Source organism: Acinetobacter sp. LipI_19 (assembly GCF_058242925.1).
Map to the genome: position 1 here is coordinate 1,607,351 of NZ_JBZAYK010000001.1, position 16,854 is coordinate 1,624,204.

Below are 16,854 nucleotides of genomic sequence, written 5' to 3' on the forward strand. Positions count from 1 at the left end.
TCATTAAAGGAGTTATGAGAATCTTCTCTTAACTCCCTTTTTTAAATTATCTTTTGATAACTAATGCTAACTTCCCAACATGTTTTCCTTGCTGTAACAATTCATGAGCTTGCCGCGCATTTTCAAGATCAAAGGATTGATAAAGTATTGGTTTGAGTTGTTCTTTTGAAATTAAAGGCCAAACTTTTTCCTGAAGGGCAGCCATAACTTCAGCTTTGGCTGTAGCAGATTGGGAACGTAACGTTGCGCCAGTATGAGTAAGACGTTTTGCCAACATTGGGAAAATATTGACTTTTTCTGCAAGCCCTTTTAGGACACCAACTTGTAAAATAGTGCCATTCATAGCTGCAACCTCATAGTTTTTCTGAATGTAATCGCCTGCAATAATATCTAAGACAAAATCTACACCTTGACCATTGGTATGTTTTTTTATTTCTTCAACAAAATCCTGTTCTTTATAATTAATCGCAACATCAGCGCCAAGTTCTAGACTTGCTCGTTGGTGTGCAGTACTAGAAACTGTAGTAAAAATTTGAGTAGCACCAAAGGCTCGCGTCAGCATAGTCGCCGTAGTTCCAATGCCAGAAGTGCCACCATGAATTAGAATAGAACTGTTTTCTCTAAATTTTGCATGTTGAAATAGATGAGACCAAACTGTCATAAATGTTTCCAGCAGAATTCCACCCTCTATTAAGGTTAAACCCTCAGGAATAAACAAAACATTATCTTGATGTGCAATCACATATTCAGCATAACCACCGCCTTGTACCAAAGCACATACTTCATCACCAACTTTCAACTTACGTACAGATGAACCTACTGCTTTCACTACACCTGAGACCTCTAAACCAGGGATGTCTGTCACACCTGGAGGCGGAGCATATAAACCTTGTCGCTGCATTACATCTGGCCCGTTAATACCAGCAGCAACCACTTCAATTAAGACGCCATCATTACTTAGCTCAGGAATAGGACGTTCACTTACTGTAATAACTTCAGGACCGCCTGCACCATTAAATGTAATACATTTCATAAATGTCTTTTCCTTATCATTGTTGGAAATGGGATTTTGAATCGTCAATCTCGTTTTAAATAAAATTAATTTGAAGAAGGTCTCTTACCTAAAGTGATCGCTAATGCAAATGCTATAAATTTACCAAAAGGAGCATGGAGCAGACTTGGAAAGTTCCACCGGCCTTGATCAAATATACCTTTGGCATGACTCATCGAACGAAAGCCCTCAATTCCATGATAGGCTCCCATGCCACTTGGACCTACTCCACCAAATGGAAGATCATCTTGCGCAACATGGATAAGGGTATTGTTAATGCCTACATTCCCTGATGTAGTACGACTTAGTATTTTTTTGCAATCTGCATTTTTTTCACCAAAATAGTAAAGAGCTAAGGGTCTATCTCTCGTATTAATATAGTTAATCACTTCATCAACACTGCGATATGTACGAACAGGAAGAATTGGACCGAATATCTCTTCTCGCATAATGGCATCATCATCTTTTGCACCGATAACAAGAGTTGGGGTGAATGTACGTTGTCTATTAATTGCAGATTCAGGTCTAATACCTACTTCAACAATACGTGCACCATTTTTCTCAGCATCTTTAATCAGATTTTGCAAACGGTTGTAATGTCGTTCATTCACAATGGAAGTGTAATCTAAGGTATCAGGACCATTTGGATAGAATTTTTTAACTGTTTTATCATATTGATTAATAAATGATTCTAGATCATCTTCATGTACCAAGGCGTAATCTGGTGCAACACAAGTTTGCCCCGCATTAGACAATTTTCCATAAGTAATACTCGTCAAAGTTCTTGAATTGACATGACCTTTAGCGACAATCACAGGACTTTTCCCACCTAACTCAAGCGTAAGAGGGACAAGATTATCACTTGCAGCTTTCATCACTTTACGACCAACAGGTGTGCTACCTGTAAATAAAAGATGATCAAAGGGCAAGGCGCTGAATTCTGCACCAATTTCAGGCCCTCCAAGAACAACTGCAACCTCATCTAGTGGAAATATATCTGCCAACATTCGATAAATGACATCACTGGTACGAGGCGTTAATTCTGATGGTTTTAACATGACTCGATTCCCAGCAGCTAAAGCAGTCGCTAATGGAATCAATGTCAATGATATTGGGTAATTCCAAGGTGCCATAACACCAATGACACCTTTAGGTTGATATTCTACACGGGCAGTCGCAGAACGATAAAATAAACTGACATGGCGGTGTTCAGCTTTCATAAAACGACCTAAGTTTTTAGTCAGATAATCTATAGATTGAATGATACCCAGCAACTCCATCACATCCGTTTCATGATGTGAACGATGTCCAAAATCTTCACTTACGGCGGTCTGCAATTCAGTGCGGTTTGCAAGCAATGCAACACGTAATTTTTTTAAATTTGCTTTTCTTTGGGACAAAGTTGTTGGCTCTGATCGGAGAAAAGATTGGCGTTGTTGATCCAAAATTTTATTCAAATTTTCAATTGGATGGGTCTTATTTAAAGCATTCATTTTTTCACCTCACGATATGAAGACAACGATTAATGCCTACATGAATGTGTAACTCGTTAAGATAACTATAAGATTAAAGTCAACTTTAATGTCAACTGAAATAAATCAAAAATTAAAAAATAATTTGTAGAGGTGTAGGAAATGTATAAGCAAACTTTGATAGGAAATACGGGGAATAAATAAATCTTTTTCTATTCAACAATCACTGACTAAAAAATCAATTTTTTAAACTTAAACTTTTGCAATCAAAACTGACTAAAAGCATTGAGCTTGAGGTGAGCTTTAATCTTAATATTGAATAACTATCTGAAGAGATAGTGCCGTATTTATCCAATTTACCAACATTGACGACAACATAAATTAGTAATCAAATTGTGCAATTTTTGCATCATTAGCTTTTTAAAAATCGTGCTGAGTTTTATTAAAACCTACCAGCAGGACCGTTTTATGGGTTCAAGCGTGATGGTGTTGACCCATCTGAACCTATTTTTGGAATTGGTGGCGTCAAGGTATGATGAGTGGGGCCAAAGCACACTATGATGGGATTGTCGCATTCTCTCAGACTGATTTTACAGAAGATTTAAAAAAAGATCTCTGTTCCAGTATGAGTAATGCATGGTGATGATGACCAAATCGTACCTTATGAAAATGCTGGGGCTTTGTCTGCCAAACTCTTACAAAATGGAACTTTAAAAATTTATAAAGGTTTTTCAGATGGAATGCCCACTGTGAATGCAGATGTTATTAATCCTGATTTATTAGCATTTATTCGTGAATGGTGAGTATGAGTCATACCTTAAGCATGTTAAAAGATAGAGGCAAATAAAGCCTCTATCTTTTTAAATTAAAAGCACAAATTTTTTAATAAGCTATTAATTAATAAATATTTTGATAATTATATTAATTAACTCAAAAAAATCCATTGACATTAAAGTTGGCTTTAATCTTAAAGTATAACCATACCAAAACAGGACACCGAAATGAAAGTGTTTGATAAATTAGTTTTACCAAATGGCTCCCAAATTCAAAATCGAATTGCCAAAGCAGCCATGGAAGAAAACATGGCTGACTTAAACCATGCACCATCAGAAAAACTGATGCATTTATATCAAGCATGGGCGAATGGTGGAGTAGGGCTCATCATTACAGGAAATGTTATGGTTGATCGTCGTGCTATGACAGGACCAGGTGGTGTGGTTTTAGAAGATCATAAATTTATAGATACTTTTAAACGTTGGGCACAGATAGGGCGCTCACAAGGTGCGCAAGTTTGGTTGCAAATTAATCATCCCGGTCGCCAAATGCAATCAAATTTAGGACAGGAAACATGGGCACCCTCTGCTGTAGGACTAGATTTAGGGAAAATGTCTGATCGTTTTAGTATTCCGATTGAAATGACTCAAGACATGATCGATGAAGTCATCCAACGTTTTGCAAATACTGCACGTTTAGGTGAGCAAGCAGGATTCACTGGTGTTGAAATCCATGCTGCACATGGCTATCTATTGAGTCAATTCCTCTCACCTTTAAGCAATAAACGCCAAGACCAATGGGGTGGCTCATTGGAAAATCGCGCACGAATCCTAATTGAAATTGTCAAAGCAGTCCGTGCTGTGGTTTCACCAACATTTACAGTTGCAGTGAAACTTAACTCTGCTGATTTTCAACGTGGAGGTTTCAGTGCTGAGGAGGCACAACAAGTCGTTTGCATGCTTAATAAATTGGCTGTTGATTTGGTAGAGCTTTCAGGTGGTAGTTATGAGGCACCAGCGATGCAAGGTCAATCAAGAGATGATCGTACATTAGCCCGTGAAGCATACTTCTTAGAATTTGCCCAAGAGATTGGTAAAGTTGCAAATATGCCTGTCATGGTGACAGGCGGAATACGTCGTAAACAAGTCGCTGAAAAAGTAATTGAAAGTGGTGTAGATATGGTCGGTATTGCGACTGCATTGGCGATTGATCCAAACTTACCAAATAAATGGAGGCAAGGACAAAACGTAGCACCTGAATTAAAACCAATTACTTGGGACAATAAAACCTTAGCGTCACTTGCGAGTATGGCGACAGTTAAATTCCAACTACGGAGGTTAAGTCTGGGCAAAAAACCAACCCCTAAAGTCTCACCTTTATGGGCATTACTAATACAACAAGCAGCGATGGCACGTCGTACTCATCAATATAAAAAGCGAATGCGCGATTATGCATTTTCGTCTTAAATACCGAGGACAGATTTCATGATAAATACAAATGATTCCAATTGGATGATTTATGGTGCAAATGGCTATACGGGCGAGTTAATTGCCCGTGAAGCTGTCCGTTTAGGTCTTAAGCCAATTTTAGCAGGACGCACACAAGCCAAAGTACAACAACTTGCTCAAGAATTAGGCCTTGAATACAAAGCTTTTGGTCTAGATGACGTTACAGCTGTGAGCGAACAATTAAATGGTGTTAAGCTAATCATGCATTGTGCTGGCCCTTTTTCCGCAACCTCACATTCCATGATGAAAGCTTGTATTAAAGCAGGTTCTCACTATTTGGATATTACAGGTGAAATTGCTGTATTTGAATTAGCGCAATCACTAACGTCAGAGGCACAACAAGCAAATATAGTGTTGTGCCCAGGTGTAGGTTTCGATGTGATTCCAACAGATTGTGTTGCTGCTGCCTTGAAAGAAGCTTTACCCGATGCGACTCATCTAGCACTCGGTTTTGATTCAAAAACAGGACTTTCACCAGGCACAGCCAAAACCAGCACAGAAGGCATGGCAGATGGCGGAAAAATAAGGAAAAATGGCAAAATCACTACCGTAGCTTTAGCACATCACGTACGTCAAATAGATTTTGGTGATGGCAAGAAGAGCGCAATGAGTGTCCATTGGGGGGATGTTTCAACAGCTTTTCATACCACTGGTATTCCTAATATCGAGATTTTTGTACCAGCACCAACGTCCATGATTTTTGGTGCAAAAATGTTGAACTGCATACGTCCTATATTCAAACTTAAATCAGTACAAAACTTGATGAAATCAATTATTGAAAAATCTGTGGTAGGGCCTGATGAAGAATTACGCGCTAAATTGCCGACTTATGTGTGGGGCGAAGCAAGAAATGAAAAAGGTGTAATAAAAACAGCACGAATACAAACTCAAAATGCTTATAGCTTAACCGTAAATGGCGCTTTAACAGTCGTTCGTTATTTACTTGAGCATGATGTTAAGGGGGCAGCATATACTCCAGCAAAGTTAATGGGCTACAGCCTAGTGACTCAGATCGAAGGTTCAAGTGATATTGTAATTTCTTAGACGTACTCGGGATAGGATCTATCATATTTCTTAAATGTTTGTGATCCTTCTTAATTTAAACCAATTCCAAATATTTTATTTAGAATTGGTTTTTTTATTACTTTAGTTTTTAAATGATGAAAATTTTATATTAAATATAGCTATTTAAATTTATCTTATCTCGCTATGATTAAAATACTAAAAATATTTTAATCATCTTGAAAGCTATTTATTAGTTGAAAAATAATAAATGAGTATCAATGGTAGATCAAACAAAAAAGTACCTCGCTAGGAAGTACTTTAATTTGAATATGAATTACTTTTTGTTGTTTTCATTACCTAAAGACTTCAATGGTATTGGCATATTTAAAGCCAACTGAGCATCTTTGACCACATCTAAACGTAATACTTTACCAGCACCGAGCTCATCAAGTAGGTTAGTTATAGGACCGCCATTTCGAACAAGTTGTACATTTCTCGGAAATAGCTGTTGTCCAAAGGCAAGTGTATTAGATTCTACAGATGTACTATGCCATTGGCCATCAACTAAATTAAACATCGTTTTAGTTTCGATATGAGATTGTGGTTTGACACGCTTAATCTTTGGTAACGGTGCAATTAAACTCAAATCTGGTTTACCATCAGTATTCAAAATCTGAGCTTCAACATTTTTATTACCAATCGTCATATCAATTGCTGTCAGCCATTTAGGGAGTTGATATCCATACACACCACGCACACGGGCAATTTCTGTATCTACAGGCAATGCTAAAACATGACCATAGTATTTATGGTTACGCATTGAACTTAACAATTCTGTAGTGTGAAACTTATGCGCACCAGGTTGACGAACAACTACAGCGACTGATACTTCATCGTAAGGATCGACATCGCCTACAGCATAAGAAAAGAACGTAAGAGAAACTAAGCCATAGCCAGGGAAAGGTTGTAATGGCTCAAGTGGAGCAGGAAGTTTTGCTTTTAACTTGGATACTGGAGCAAGCATCAACAGTTGTACATTACTGGTACGATAATAAAAATTTGGTGACCAAACTTTACCAACACGAGTCTCTACCATTTTTTTAGGGATAGTACGGAAATAATCGATATTTCCAGCAGCGGGGTCTTTAGCAACTTCATCCAAGTCTGGATTCATGCGGAAACGATCGTAATAACCACCTTTAGGTACATTTACTTTATATGGTCCAAATTCAACTACGGTGGTTTTTTGATCACTATTCTCAACATTGCTAGAGGTAGTATTGGGTGTTGTAGCATGAGCAGATAAACTCAAGAATATACCAATTGATGCAGTAGCAGTTGAGCGACGGAATTTAATTTGATTGAACATAATGGTGTTCCTCCTATTAACATTAATTAAATGCTAAGATTAAAGTAAGGTTTAAGGTCAAGCTTTTTATGATTTTTAATTGATTTTTTTTTGTTTATTACAGTTATTAAAATAAAAAAACCAGATTTACATAATCTGGTTTTTGATGACGAGTGTAAAATGGATTAATGCATGGTTTTTAAGCGTTGTATTACAGCCTCCGCAATTTCTTTACTTGATTGAGGGTTTTGTCCAGTAATGATTCGATCATCAGCAATCACATAAGAGGTGAACGGAACCAAAGAACGCTTATATTTAGCACCGCGTTCGATTAATTGGTTCTGAAGTAGAAAAGGGACTTGAGATTTCATCCCTGATAGAGTCTCTTCAATATTTGCAAAACCAGTTACTGTTCTCCCCGCAATTAGTGATTGACCCTTATGATCCTGTAATGGTAATAATCCGCCCACTCCATGACACACCGCAGATACTACACCCCCTTGCTGATAAATTGTCTCACTGATCTTCTTTAGTTCTTGGTTATTAGGAAAATCCCACATCGTGCCGTGACCACCTGTGTAATACACTGCTTTATAATTAGATGGCACAATTGCTTTTGGTTCGAGCGTTGTTTTGAGATGTTGCATAAATTCAGGATTAGCTAAATGAATTTTTGCTGCGTTATCTAAATAGATTACTTTTAAACTGCGCTCATCGAGCGGAACACTGCCACCCCGAGGACTTACAAAATCCATTTCATAACCAGCAGCACGTGCAACATCATAAAAATGGGTAAGTTCAGTCAACCATAAGCCTGTCGTATCTTTACGATTGGGATAGGCGAAGTGATTTGTCATCACCACTAAAATTTTTCCATTCGATGCTAAATGCTTAGTTGGTTCAGATGCATAAGCGAAAGTATTGGCTAAAATTAGTGTAATAAAGCCAATGATCCAGTTTTGAAGAGTCCAAGATTTAAACATGACAGGTTCCTCATAAATTACCTGTCTCCAATGCTATGTTTAAAGTTCGGTTTAAGGTCAATAGCTTTTATGATTTAGCGACAAATGGAATACTTAGGCTTGATCATTAACGTAATAAAGATTCAGCAAACGTTGCGCATTTTCCTCACAAGTTATTTCATCAGGTTTGTTATTAATTGCATTAATCATAGTACGCAGATTATTTTTACTCATTGCTAATTTTTGCTCTAAATCTTCAATATCTTTAATTTTGCTTTCCAGTAAGCCAATCAAAATATCGTGATTCCATGTTGTCACGTTAGATGGCAAAAATGATTTTATTTCTGCTAAAGAAAAACCAACTTGCTGAGCTTGTTGAATTAAATAAAGTTGTTTAAGGTCATTTTCGCTATATTCTCTATAGCCATTTGCTTTGCGTTTTGCCTTTGGAAGCAGCTTAATCTGCTCATAGTAGCGAATCGTCGGTGTGCTTAACCCACTTTGTTTTGATAGCTCGCTTATATTCATTTCACTTAATTTCACTTGACATTAAAGCCAACTTTAGACTTATAGTGTGTTAAAAGCAAGATCAATAAAAATGAAAAATAGATGCTGCTATGACAAAACGGATATTACATATTGTCACTAATGTCGATAACTATGAGGGTATAAATTATCCTACAGGGTTATCGTTGGGAGAACTTACTCATGCTTACGATGAGTTTGAAAAAAATCATTATGTTCAAGATATTGTAAGTCCACTCGGTGGAAATTCACCAATTGAACCTAAATCATTAGGACGTTTTGTTGCCGATCAATCAGTATTAAAACGTAAAAATGATCCAAGCTTTATGAAATTACTTGAGAATACAAAGAAGCCCTCTGAAATCAATTGGCAAGATTACGATGTGATTTATTACACGGGTGGCCATGGGGGTAATGTGGGATTTTTTGGATAATCTAGAACTCCAAGAAATTACCAAAAATATTTATGAAAACGGTGGGGTAGTATCTAGTGTTTGCCATGGTTATTGCGGGTTATTAAATATTCGGCTTTCGAATGGCGAATATTTAATTAGAAATAAAAAATTGACTGGTTTTGCGTGGTGTGAAGAAGTCTTAGCAGGTGTGGCTAAAAAAGTTCCATATAATGCAGAACAACGGGCAAAAGAACATGGTGCATTTTATGAAAGAAAGTTCATTCCTTTTGCCCCAAATGTTGTTAAAGATCAAAATTTGATTACTGGTCAGAATCCATTTTCTGCACGTGTTACTGCTGGAGCAATTATCGAGTATTTACAAAAAATGTAGTTCTATATTTGAGTATAGTGCAATAGAGTTAAAGTGATAATGCCTGACGGATGAAAGCATGAATACTAATTTATATAAGAAGAAATGTATAAAATGACACGTGTTATTTATTTAACTTATGTTTGCCTGAATCTGAATCCATATTTTTATTTTAAAAAATATTAAAAAAACAATAATAAATGTCTTAAATTTGAAATAATAAAAAACTAAGTTCATGAACTTGCTCTGTAAAGTACTGTTTGAACCAAAATAATGGCTAAGAATTGGACACTGATAACTATTCATTTTTCAATTAGTGATTTTAGATAACTCAATAATATCGGTCTTAAATTTAACTTTATGAGATGGAACTAATCAACAAGAAATAATTATTGCAGCTAAAAGATTGATGAAAGGAGCATATTCATGGGGAAATTATAAAATAAAACTTAAGATATTGATTTTTATATCTAATTAAGCATTGATGGTTACTAAAAAAATATATACTGTAATAAGCATTCATGGTAAAAAATTTAAATTCTTGATTGAGCTGTAGATGTATGTCCCTCGTCGTTACTAAAAGAAATAAAAATAGAGCCCAACTGATCCACGCTGTTTCACATTTAGCTGAAACAGAGGGGGATCATGTTTCTAGTATTTCAGGACTTTCTTTTCATAACAGAATAAGCCCAACGGAGAGCACTCATTGTGTCTACAATTTAGGTGTAGGTATTATCTTGCAAGGGCAAAAAGAAATTGTGATTGGAGATAAAGTCTATAAATGCTTTGAAGGACAAAGTATGTTGACGACGATTGATTTACCAGCAACATCACATGTTGTACAAGCCTCCTCGCATAAACCATTTTTAGCTGTTTTACTTTTACTCGATCTTCAGATGCTGAATGAGGTTGTAGCAAATATGCCAATCGAAGATGAACATTCATCTTCAGAGGATATTCATGATTCGTTTTCAGTAGATTGGGTAGATGATCCTCTTACAGATGCAGTATTGAGATTGGTTAAAGTCCTCGAAGAGCCTGCTATGATTCCTCATCTAGCACATTTAATTCAAAAAGAAATTATCGTTAGACTATTAAATAGTTCACAAGGTATTTATTTACGACAACTCGTCAAAACAGGATCTGTAAATCAAAAAATTCACCAAGTTGTGAATTGGTTGAAAAATAACTATACACAACCGATTCGGATGGATGATTTGGCGGAACGGGCATTTATGAGCCCATCAACTTTCAGACAACATTTCCGCGAAATTACAGGAATGAGTCCATTACAATACCAAAAACAACTCCGTTTACAGGAAGCTCGTCATTTGATGTTAAATCAAAATTTGGATGCAGGACGTGCAGCGAGTTTAGTCGGTTATGAAAGTGCTTCTCAGTTTAGTAGAGAATATAGTCGTTTGTTTGGAGAGTCACCTCAACGTGATGTGCAGCGATTAAAGCAGAGTTCATAATTGAATTTTGCCGAATTAAATATAATAGGCAAATAACTCGTCATTTTAGGCAATGTTAAAGTTTTCTCATTTTTTATACTGCTTATAAATATTCAACTTATTATTTAAGGCAGTTGAGATGTCGCTAAGCAAGCTTACTTTATTTAAACCTTTTGAGTTAGTTCATGGGATTTCTTTACGTAATCGAATTGTCATGGCGCCTATGACGACGTGGTCTGGAAATGAAGATGCAACGGTTTCTGAGCAAGAACTCGAATATATAAGACATCGTGCTCAAGATATAGGACTTGTTATTACAGGTTGTACGCATGTTCAGGAAAATGGAATTGGTTTTACCAATGAATTTGCTGCGTATGACGATCATTTTATCCCAAGTTTAACCTCACTTGCACAAGCAGCTAAAAGTGGAGGAGCTCCCGCCATTTTGCAGATTTTCCATGCAGGGAATAAAGCTGTACCTAGTTTGATACCTCATGCTGATTTGGTAAGTGCAAGCGCTTTAGCTGCACCTGCTGGACCATTTAATGATGGTCAACTGAAAAGTCGTGCTTTAAGCCATAATGAAATTTTAGAGGTAATCCATGCCTTTGGTGAAACGACACGTCGAGCTATTGAAGCTGGATTTGATGGAGTTGAATTGCACGGAGCACATGGGTTTTTAATTCAAAATTTCTTTTCCCCACAATTTAATCAGCGTGAAGATGAATGGGGTGGTTCCCTAGAAAAACGTATGCATTTTCCTCTAGAGATTGTTAGAGAAGTAAAACGTGTGATTACGCAATGTGCCAAAAAACCTTTTGTTTTAGGCTATCGTATTTCTATTGAGGAATATGATGAAAAAGGCTTACGTATAGCTGATAGTTTACAGCTCATTGGTCGTTTAATAGATGCTGAAATTAGTTATCTTCATGTTTCATTAGTTGACTTACTTAACTCAAAACCTGTCGATACTATTGATGAACAACTTATTATTAAACAGGTAATTGATTATGTTGGTGATCAATTACCTATTATGGCTGCAGGTATGATTCTAATTCCTGATCAAGCTGAAAAGGCTTTGGGTTTGGGTCTCCCCCTAGTCGCTGTAGGTAAAGGGCTAATTATAAATCCAGAATGGGTACAGTTAGCCCAAAATGATCGTGCTGATGAAATTGAAACTCAATTGGATTTAGAAAAAATGCCTGAACTTGTGATTCCTGAAAAGTTACAGCAGGTGATCGAGGCAACAAAAGGCTGGTTTCCGATTAAGCAAATAGAGAAGTCTTAAACAGACTAGATTTTGAATTGACTGGTCAAGGAGACAAAAATGTACGATGAAACTACAAATGATGTCATTACTTCATTGGCAAAGAATGTCGATCGCCTCAGTCAAACTGATGGCGACCACCGAACAGCAATTTCTACATTATCCTTGCATCGACGTTCCAAGCCAAGTGCGACACATTGTATTTATAACTTAGGTTTAGGTATTGTTCTACAAGGCGAAAAGCAAGTCATTATTGGGGAAGAAATTTTTACATATACATCAGGACAATCAATGCTGACAACGATTGATATTCCAGTTGTTAGTCATACTCGTTGTACTACTGGCCATAAACCTTTTTTGGGATTAATGCTTTCACTTGATGTAGCAATGATTAGGAAAATAGTTTCTCAACTGGGGCAATTGGATTTTAAGGAGAAAATACAACCCTCTTTCGGTGTTCAAGTTATTGACTATGCTCTAATCGAATCGATAAATCGTTTGGTAAATTTAATTGATGAGCCTGTTTTATTATCTCAGTTATCGCCTATTATTCAGCAAGAAATAATGATTCGTTTATTAACAGGGCCCAATGGTGTTTATCTACGTCAATTAATTAAAGTTGGCTCTATGAATAGCAAGATCGAAAAAGCAGTATCATGGTTGAAGCATAATTTTATTAAACAAATTCAAATGGATGATCTTGCGGATCTTGTTTTTATGAGTCCATCGACGTTTAGACAACATTTTCGGGAGATTACGGGTATGAGCCCATTACAGTACCAAAAGCAACTCCGTTTACAGGAAGCCCGTCATTTGATGTTAAATGGTGAGGTAGATGTAGGTCATGCAGCAAGTTTAGTAGGTTATGAAAGTGCCTCTCAATTTAGCCGTGAATACTCACGCTTGTTTGGTTCTTCACCCCAAAAAGATATCCAAAACCTACTCTTAGCTTGAACTAACAGAAAATTTTTTATATTCGCCCAACTTCTAAGAAAGAAGCGGGGTTTTATTTTTTTAAGATATTGAAAAATATATTTAATTTAAAAAAATTATATAAATAACAGAATAGGCAAATTATCCGTTGAATTAGGCAATTCAATCAGGTTTCGTCATCCTATACTGAATACATAGAAAGATAGGTAACCAACCTAAAGTAGATGGTAATTAAGCATAATTAACGAGTGAGGTACTCCATATGCAAACTGTAAAATATAAAAATCTAGCATGGGAATCAGCAGCTAATATCCTTTTTCCTAATGACTTTGACAAAAGTAAAAAATATCCAGCCATTGTCAGTGTTCATCCAATCGGAAGTTGTAAAGAACAAACTTCTGGCAATATTTATGGTAAAGCCCTAGCTGAGGCAGGTTTTGTAGTTCTAGTAATCGATGCATCGTTCCAAGGTGAAAGTGGCGGTGAACCACGTTTTATAGAAAATCCATATCACCGTGTTGAAGATATCCGTTATGCCGTAGATTATTTGGTCACTCAAGATTTCGTTGATGAAAATCGTATTGGTGCTTTAGGTGTCTGTGGTGGTGGTGCTTATGTACTCAACACGGCAATGACAGAGAAACGTATTAAAGCAGTGACTTCAATCACTGGCGTGAACTTTGGCCGTATGACCCGTGAAGGTTATGGTGGAACAGGTGAGGCTTTGATTGAAGGGCTCGAGGCAATTGGATCACAACGTACTGCCGAAGCTCGTGGTGGAGAATTATTAGTGAATGATTTACTTCCTCCATCCGTAGAGGAGGGTAAAAAAGCTGGAATTACCGATATTGACCCATTAGAAGCGACTGACTACTACAAAACTGCTCGTGGTCAGCAGCCAAACGGTGCAACCAGTGCATTACTTTCTCGTATGAGTGTGGCTTTGGGTTGGGATGCATTTCACTTAGCTGAAGTCTTATTAACCCAACCGATTTTGGTTGTAATCGGTGACAAACCAGGAGCTTTTGGAGCTTACCGAGATGGTCATGAAATTGTATGTCGTGCAGCATCGAAACAAAAAGAGTTGTTGGTTTTAGAAAATACATCACATTACGAATTGTACGACCAACCAGAACCTGTTGCTAAAGCATTAGCGAAAGCAATCCCATTTTTTAAAGAATATCTTTAATTTTGAAATATAAAAAGTTCAATAGAGGAATACTAAAATGTCAAAAGAAATCAGTATTCAGAATCAAAATGGTCAAGGAATTATACTTGCAGCAGTAATTAATTTCCCTGAAGGGTTTGATGAAAGCAAAACTTATCCTGCGGTTGTGGTGAGCCATCCTGGCGGTGGTGTCAAAGAGCAAACGGCTGGTTTATATGCTCGTAAGATTGCTGAACATGGCTTTGTAACAATTGCTTATGATGCATCTTTTCAAGGTGCGAGTACAGGCTTACCACGTCAGTTAGAAAATCCTTATATCCGTACTGAAGACGTCAGTGCCGTGATTGATTATTTAACAACATTACCTTATGTCGACAATAACCGTATTGGTGCGATGGGGATTTGTGCAGGTGCCGGTTATACCGCAAATGCAGCAATCAATGATCGCCGTATAAAAGCTGTAGGTATGGTGAGTGCAGTCAACATTGGCCAAATGTTCCGTAACGGATGGGAGAACAATGTCAAAGATGCAATTACCTATATCCAAGCAGGTACAGATGCTCGAACTGCAGATGCGAGTGGTGCAGAGATTGTAACTATTCCGCTTGCTCCATTGAAAGAAGAAGATGCACTGAACGAAGAATTGCGTGAAGCTTGGGAGTATTACCATACTCCACGAGCAGAGCATCCAAATGCACCGGGTTTTGCAACAGCACGTAGTTTAACCCAAATCATTACTTATGATGCATACAACAAAGCAGAAGCCTTCTTTACTCAACCTTTACTCGCAATTGCAGGGAGTAACGCGGGCAGTAAGTGGATGAGTGAAGATCTAATTAATCGTGCAGCGAGTACAGATAAACAGCTCTATGTCGTTGTAGGGGCAAACCATATGTCACTGTATGACAAATTGAATTTTGTTGATGAGGCAATTGGTCAACTTGTTCCATTCTTTACGACAAAACTTTAATTACTCTGCATTTAAAGTAATTCAATAGGTCACTTTAAAGTGGCCTGTTTTTTATTGAATGTTTAGAGTAACGCAAGGAAACGTGTTTGGTTTGTGATAAATACAACGCGCGGAAAGGGTGTTGAAATTGTGAAAGCAGCGGTTCAGCAAGGGGACTCTGTAATTGCTATAGGTCAAAGTTAACGTCCCAGTGATCATATTGAAGTTGATATTTGTGTTCAACAGCAGTAGATATTTGGATAAAACGTTTCAGGTGCATTGATATTTTACAGGATAAAACACATTTTCTGCTAAAAAAACGGCTTTAGCGATAATAAAAGAGTTTAAAAACTCATAACTTAATGTCTCAAAAAAACTAAAAGCAAAACCATCACTAGTTTTGCTTTTGGGAGAGTTAAATAAAATGATCTGCTTTAATAAAACTAATTTTAAGGAACAATTACAAAATCAGGATTTGCTATAGCAAAAACAGCTTCACGATCTGCAACTGGCGGATAAATCCATACCGTATTAATTTCTTGTTTAATTTTTTTCGCCTCATGGCGCACAAATTGAACTTTTCGATCCCATCCTTCAGTGTAAAGTGCTCCCCATGGGCCTAAGTCGACACAAGTCACATACTTTGGTTGGCTATACGCATGTAATGGCAAATCAACCAATTCTGCTGCAGCATTGTAACCCGCTACACGGCCTAGGCTCATGGCATGCTGACATGACATCACGTTAAAATTACCTATATTGTCGGTTGGAACTTTTACAGTATCACCCGTCACAAAAATATTTTTTGCCTCTGGTGCATGTAAATAAGCATCACCTAAAATACGACCTAAATTATCTTTTTCACCTACAATTTGAGAGGTCAGCGAGTTCGCTCGCATGCCCGCAGTCCAAATGACAGTTTCTGCTTCAATTCTTTCGCCGTTAGAAAGTGTTACCCCAAAAGCATCAAGTGCAGTAACCCGTAGTCCAGCTTTACCTTCAATGCCAAGTTCGCTCAGCGCTTCTCGAATTACCGCCGCAGCTTCGTCACCCAATGTTGCACCAATTTCTGCTGATGAATCGACTAAAACCACACGAATATCAGTTTCACCTAAAATGCTACGTAGGCGCTCAGGCATTTCGGTCACTGTTTCAAGCCCAGTCAGTCCACCGCCTGCAACCACGACGGTATTACGTGCTGCATTTGCAGGTTTATTGGCTAAGCTTTTAAGATGTTGGTCAAGTTTTTCAGCATCTTCTAATGTACTTACGCTAAATCCAAATTCAGTCAGCCCCAGTATAGGTGGCATAAAAGTAGTACTTCCAGTTGCCAGAATAAAACGCTCATAGCTTAAAGTCTGTTTATCGCCGTGAGTTGTGGTAATTACAAGATTTTGGGCAGTAGTATCAATTTCATTTACCCAGCCAGCCACATATTTAACGTCTACTATACTTAATAACTCTGAAATATCAGGGTACATATTTTCAAGTACAGCTTCATAAAGTCGAGGACGAATATCCACATTTGGACTAGGGGAAACCATCATCACTTCAATGTTTTGTTGTTGGGAAGTCAAGTAAATTGCTCGTTGTGCGGCAAGTGCTGCCCATAACCCAGCAAAGCCAGAACCTGCAATAATAATACGCTTACTCATTTGATTATCCTTTTGATA

13 protein-coding genes and 2 pseudogenes are annotated in these 16,854 nt (G+C 37.3%); 9 read left to right on the forward strand and 6 right to left on the reverse strand.

The genetic code is table 11. The annotated features are described in order from the left end of the window. Positions 1 to 46: 46 nt before the first annotated feature. Positions 47 to 1,033: an NAD(P)H-quinone oxidoreductase gene (locus AC4CVF_RS07705; protein ID WP_336951112.1), complete on the reverse strand. Its 987-nt coding sequence runs from the start codon at positions 1,031 to 1,033 to the stop codon at positions 47 to 49. A gap of 65 nt (positions 1,034 to 1,098) precedes the next feature. Then, the gene (locus tag AC4CVF_RS07710; RefSeq protein ID WP_490789168.1) at positions 1,099 to 2,544 is read right to left on the reverse strand and encodes a coniferyl aldehyde dehydrogenase; all 1,446 of its coding nucleotides are present in this window, start codon (positions 2,542 to 2,544) and stop codon (positions 1,099 to 1,101) included. 404 nt (positions 2,545 to 2,948) lie between these two features. On the opposite strand from AC4CVF_RS07710, the pseudogene AC4CVF_RS07715 reads away from it, so the two are divergent. The 3 genes and pseudogenes from AC4CVF_RS07715 to AC4CVF_RS07725 form a co-directional block, all read left to right on the forward strand. Continuing rightward, positions 2,949 to 3,326, forward strand: a pseudogene (locus tag AC4CVF_RS07715) (alpha/beta fold hydrolase); the annotation flags it as partial. Positions 3,327 to 3,524: 198 nt separating this feature from the next. After that, complete coding sequence (locus AC4CVF_RS07720) at positions 3,525 to 4,763, forward strand: NADH:flavin oxidoreductase/NADH oxidase family protein (protein ID WP_490789169.1); 1,239 nt, start codon at positions 3,525 to 3,527, stop codon at positions 4,761 to 4,763. 18 nt (positions 4,764 to 4,781) lie between these two features. After that, positions 4,782 to 5,849, forward strand: coding sequence for a saccharopine dehydrogenase family protein (locus AC4CVF_RS07725; protein ID WP_490789170.1), 1,068 nt, complete (start codon positions 4,782 to 4,784; stop codon positions 5,847 to 5,849). A 295-nt stretch (positions 5,850 to 6,144) separates the two neighbouring features. Here AC4CVF_RS07725 and AC4CVF_RS07730 read toward each other — a convergent pair whose 3' ends face one another. From AC4CVF_RS07730 to AC4CVF_RS07740, 3 genes are all read right to left on the reverse strand, one after another. Next, positions 6,145 to 7,179 (reverse strand): acetoacetate decarboxylase family protein, encoded by a 1,035-nt coding sequence (locus tag AC4CVF_RS07730; protein ID WP_336951116.1) that lies wholly within the window; start codon positions 7,177 to 7,179, stop codon positions 6,145 to 6,147. A 164-nt stretch (positions 7,180 to 7,343) separates the two neighbouring features. Continuing rightward, positions 7,344 to 8,141, reverse strand: coding sequence for a type 1 glutamine amidotransferase domain-containing protein (locus AC4CVF_RS07735; protein ID WP_336951117.1), 798 nt, complete (start codon positions 8,139 to 8,141; stop codon positions 7,344 to 7,346). A gap of 93 nt (positions 8,142 to 8,234) precedes the next feature. After that, positions 8,235 to 8,648 carry a MerR family transcriptional regulator gene (locus tag AC4CVF_RS07740; RefSeq protein ID WP_336951469.1) on the reverse strand — a complete coding sequence of 138 codons (414 nt, stop codon included), beginning with the start codon at positions 8,646 to 8,648 and terminating at the stop codon, positions 8,235 to 8,237. A gap of 89 nt (positions 8,649 to 8,737) precedes the next feature. Between AC4CVF_RS07740 and AC4CVF_RS07745 the strand changes: the two are divergent. The 6 genes and pseudogenes from AC4CVF_RS07745 to AC4CVF_RS07770 all read left to right on the forward strand — a co-directional run bounded on the left by AC4CVF_RS07745 (position 8,738) and on the right by AC4CVF_RS07770 (position 15,202). Then, positions 8,738 to 9,431 (forward strand): annotated as a pseudogene (locus AC4CVF_RS07745) (type 1 glutamine amidotransferase domain-containing protein). Positions 9,432 to 9,970: 539 nt separating this feature from the next. After that, positions 9,971 to 10,885, forward strand: a complete 915-nt coding sequence (locus tag AC4CVF_RS07750) for an AraC family transcriptional regulator (protein WP_419359667.1) — start codon at positions 9,971 to 9,973, stop codon at positions 10,883 to 10,885. Positions 10,886 to 11,003: 118 nt separating this feature from the next. Further along, the gene (locus AC4CVF_RS07755) at positions 11,004 to 12,152 is read left to right on the forward strand and encodes an NADH-dependent flavin oxidoreductase (protein ID WP_490789171.1); all 1,149 of its coding nucleotides are present in this window, start codon (positions 11,004 to 11,006) and stop codon (positions 12,150 to 12,152) included. A gap of 39 nt (positions 12,153 to 12,191) precedes the next feature. Beyond that, a complete protein-coding gene (locus tag AC4CVF_RS07760) occupies positions 12,192 to 13,085 on the forward strand; it encodes an AraC family transcriptional regulator N-terminal domain-containing protein (protein ID WP_419359665.1) in 894 nt (297 codons plus the stop codon). 241 nt (positions 13,086 to 13,326) lie between these two features. After that, complete coding sequence (locus tag AC4CVF_RS07765) at positions 13,327 to 14,253, forward strand: alpha/beta hydrolase (RefSeq protein ID WP_419359664.1); 927 nt, start codon at positions 13,327 to 13,329, stop codon at positions 14,251 to 14,253. A 37-nt stretch (positions 14,254 to 14,290) separates the two neighbouring features. Then, the gene (locus AC4CVF_RS07770) at positions 14,291 to 15,202 is read left to right on the forward strand and encodes an alpha/beta hydrolase (protein WP_490789172.1); all 912 of its coding nucleotides are present in this window, start codon (positions 14,291 to 14,293) and stop codon (positions 15,200 to 15,202) included. Between the two features lie 428 nt (positions 15,203 to 15,630). Here the strand turns inward: AC4CVF_RS07770 and AC4CVF_RS07775 are convergent, their stop codons facing one another. Then, positions 15,631 to 16,836: an NAD(P)/FAD-dependent oxidoreductase gene (locus AC4CVF_RS07775; protein ID WP_336951123.1), complete on the reverse strand. Its 1,206-nt coding sequence runs from the start codon at positions 16,834 to 16,836 to the stop codon at positions 15,631 to 15,633. Positions 16,837 to 16,854 lie beyond the last annotated feature (18 nt).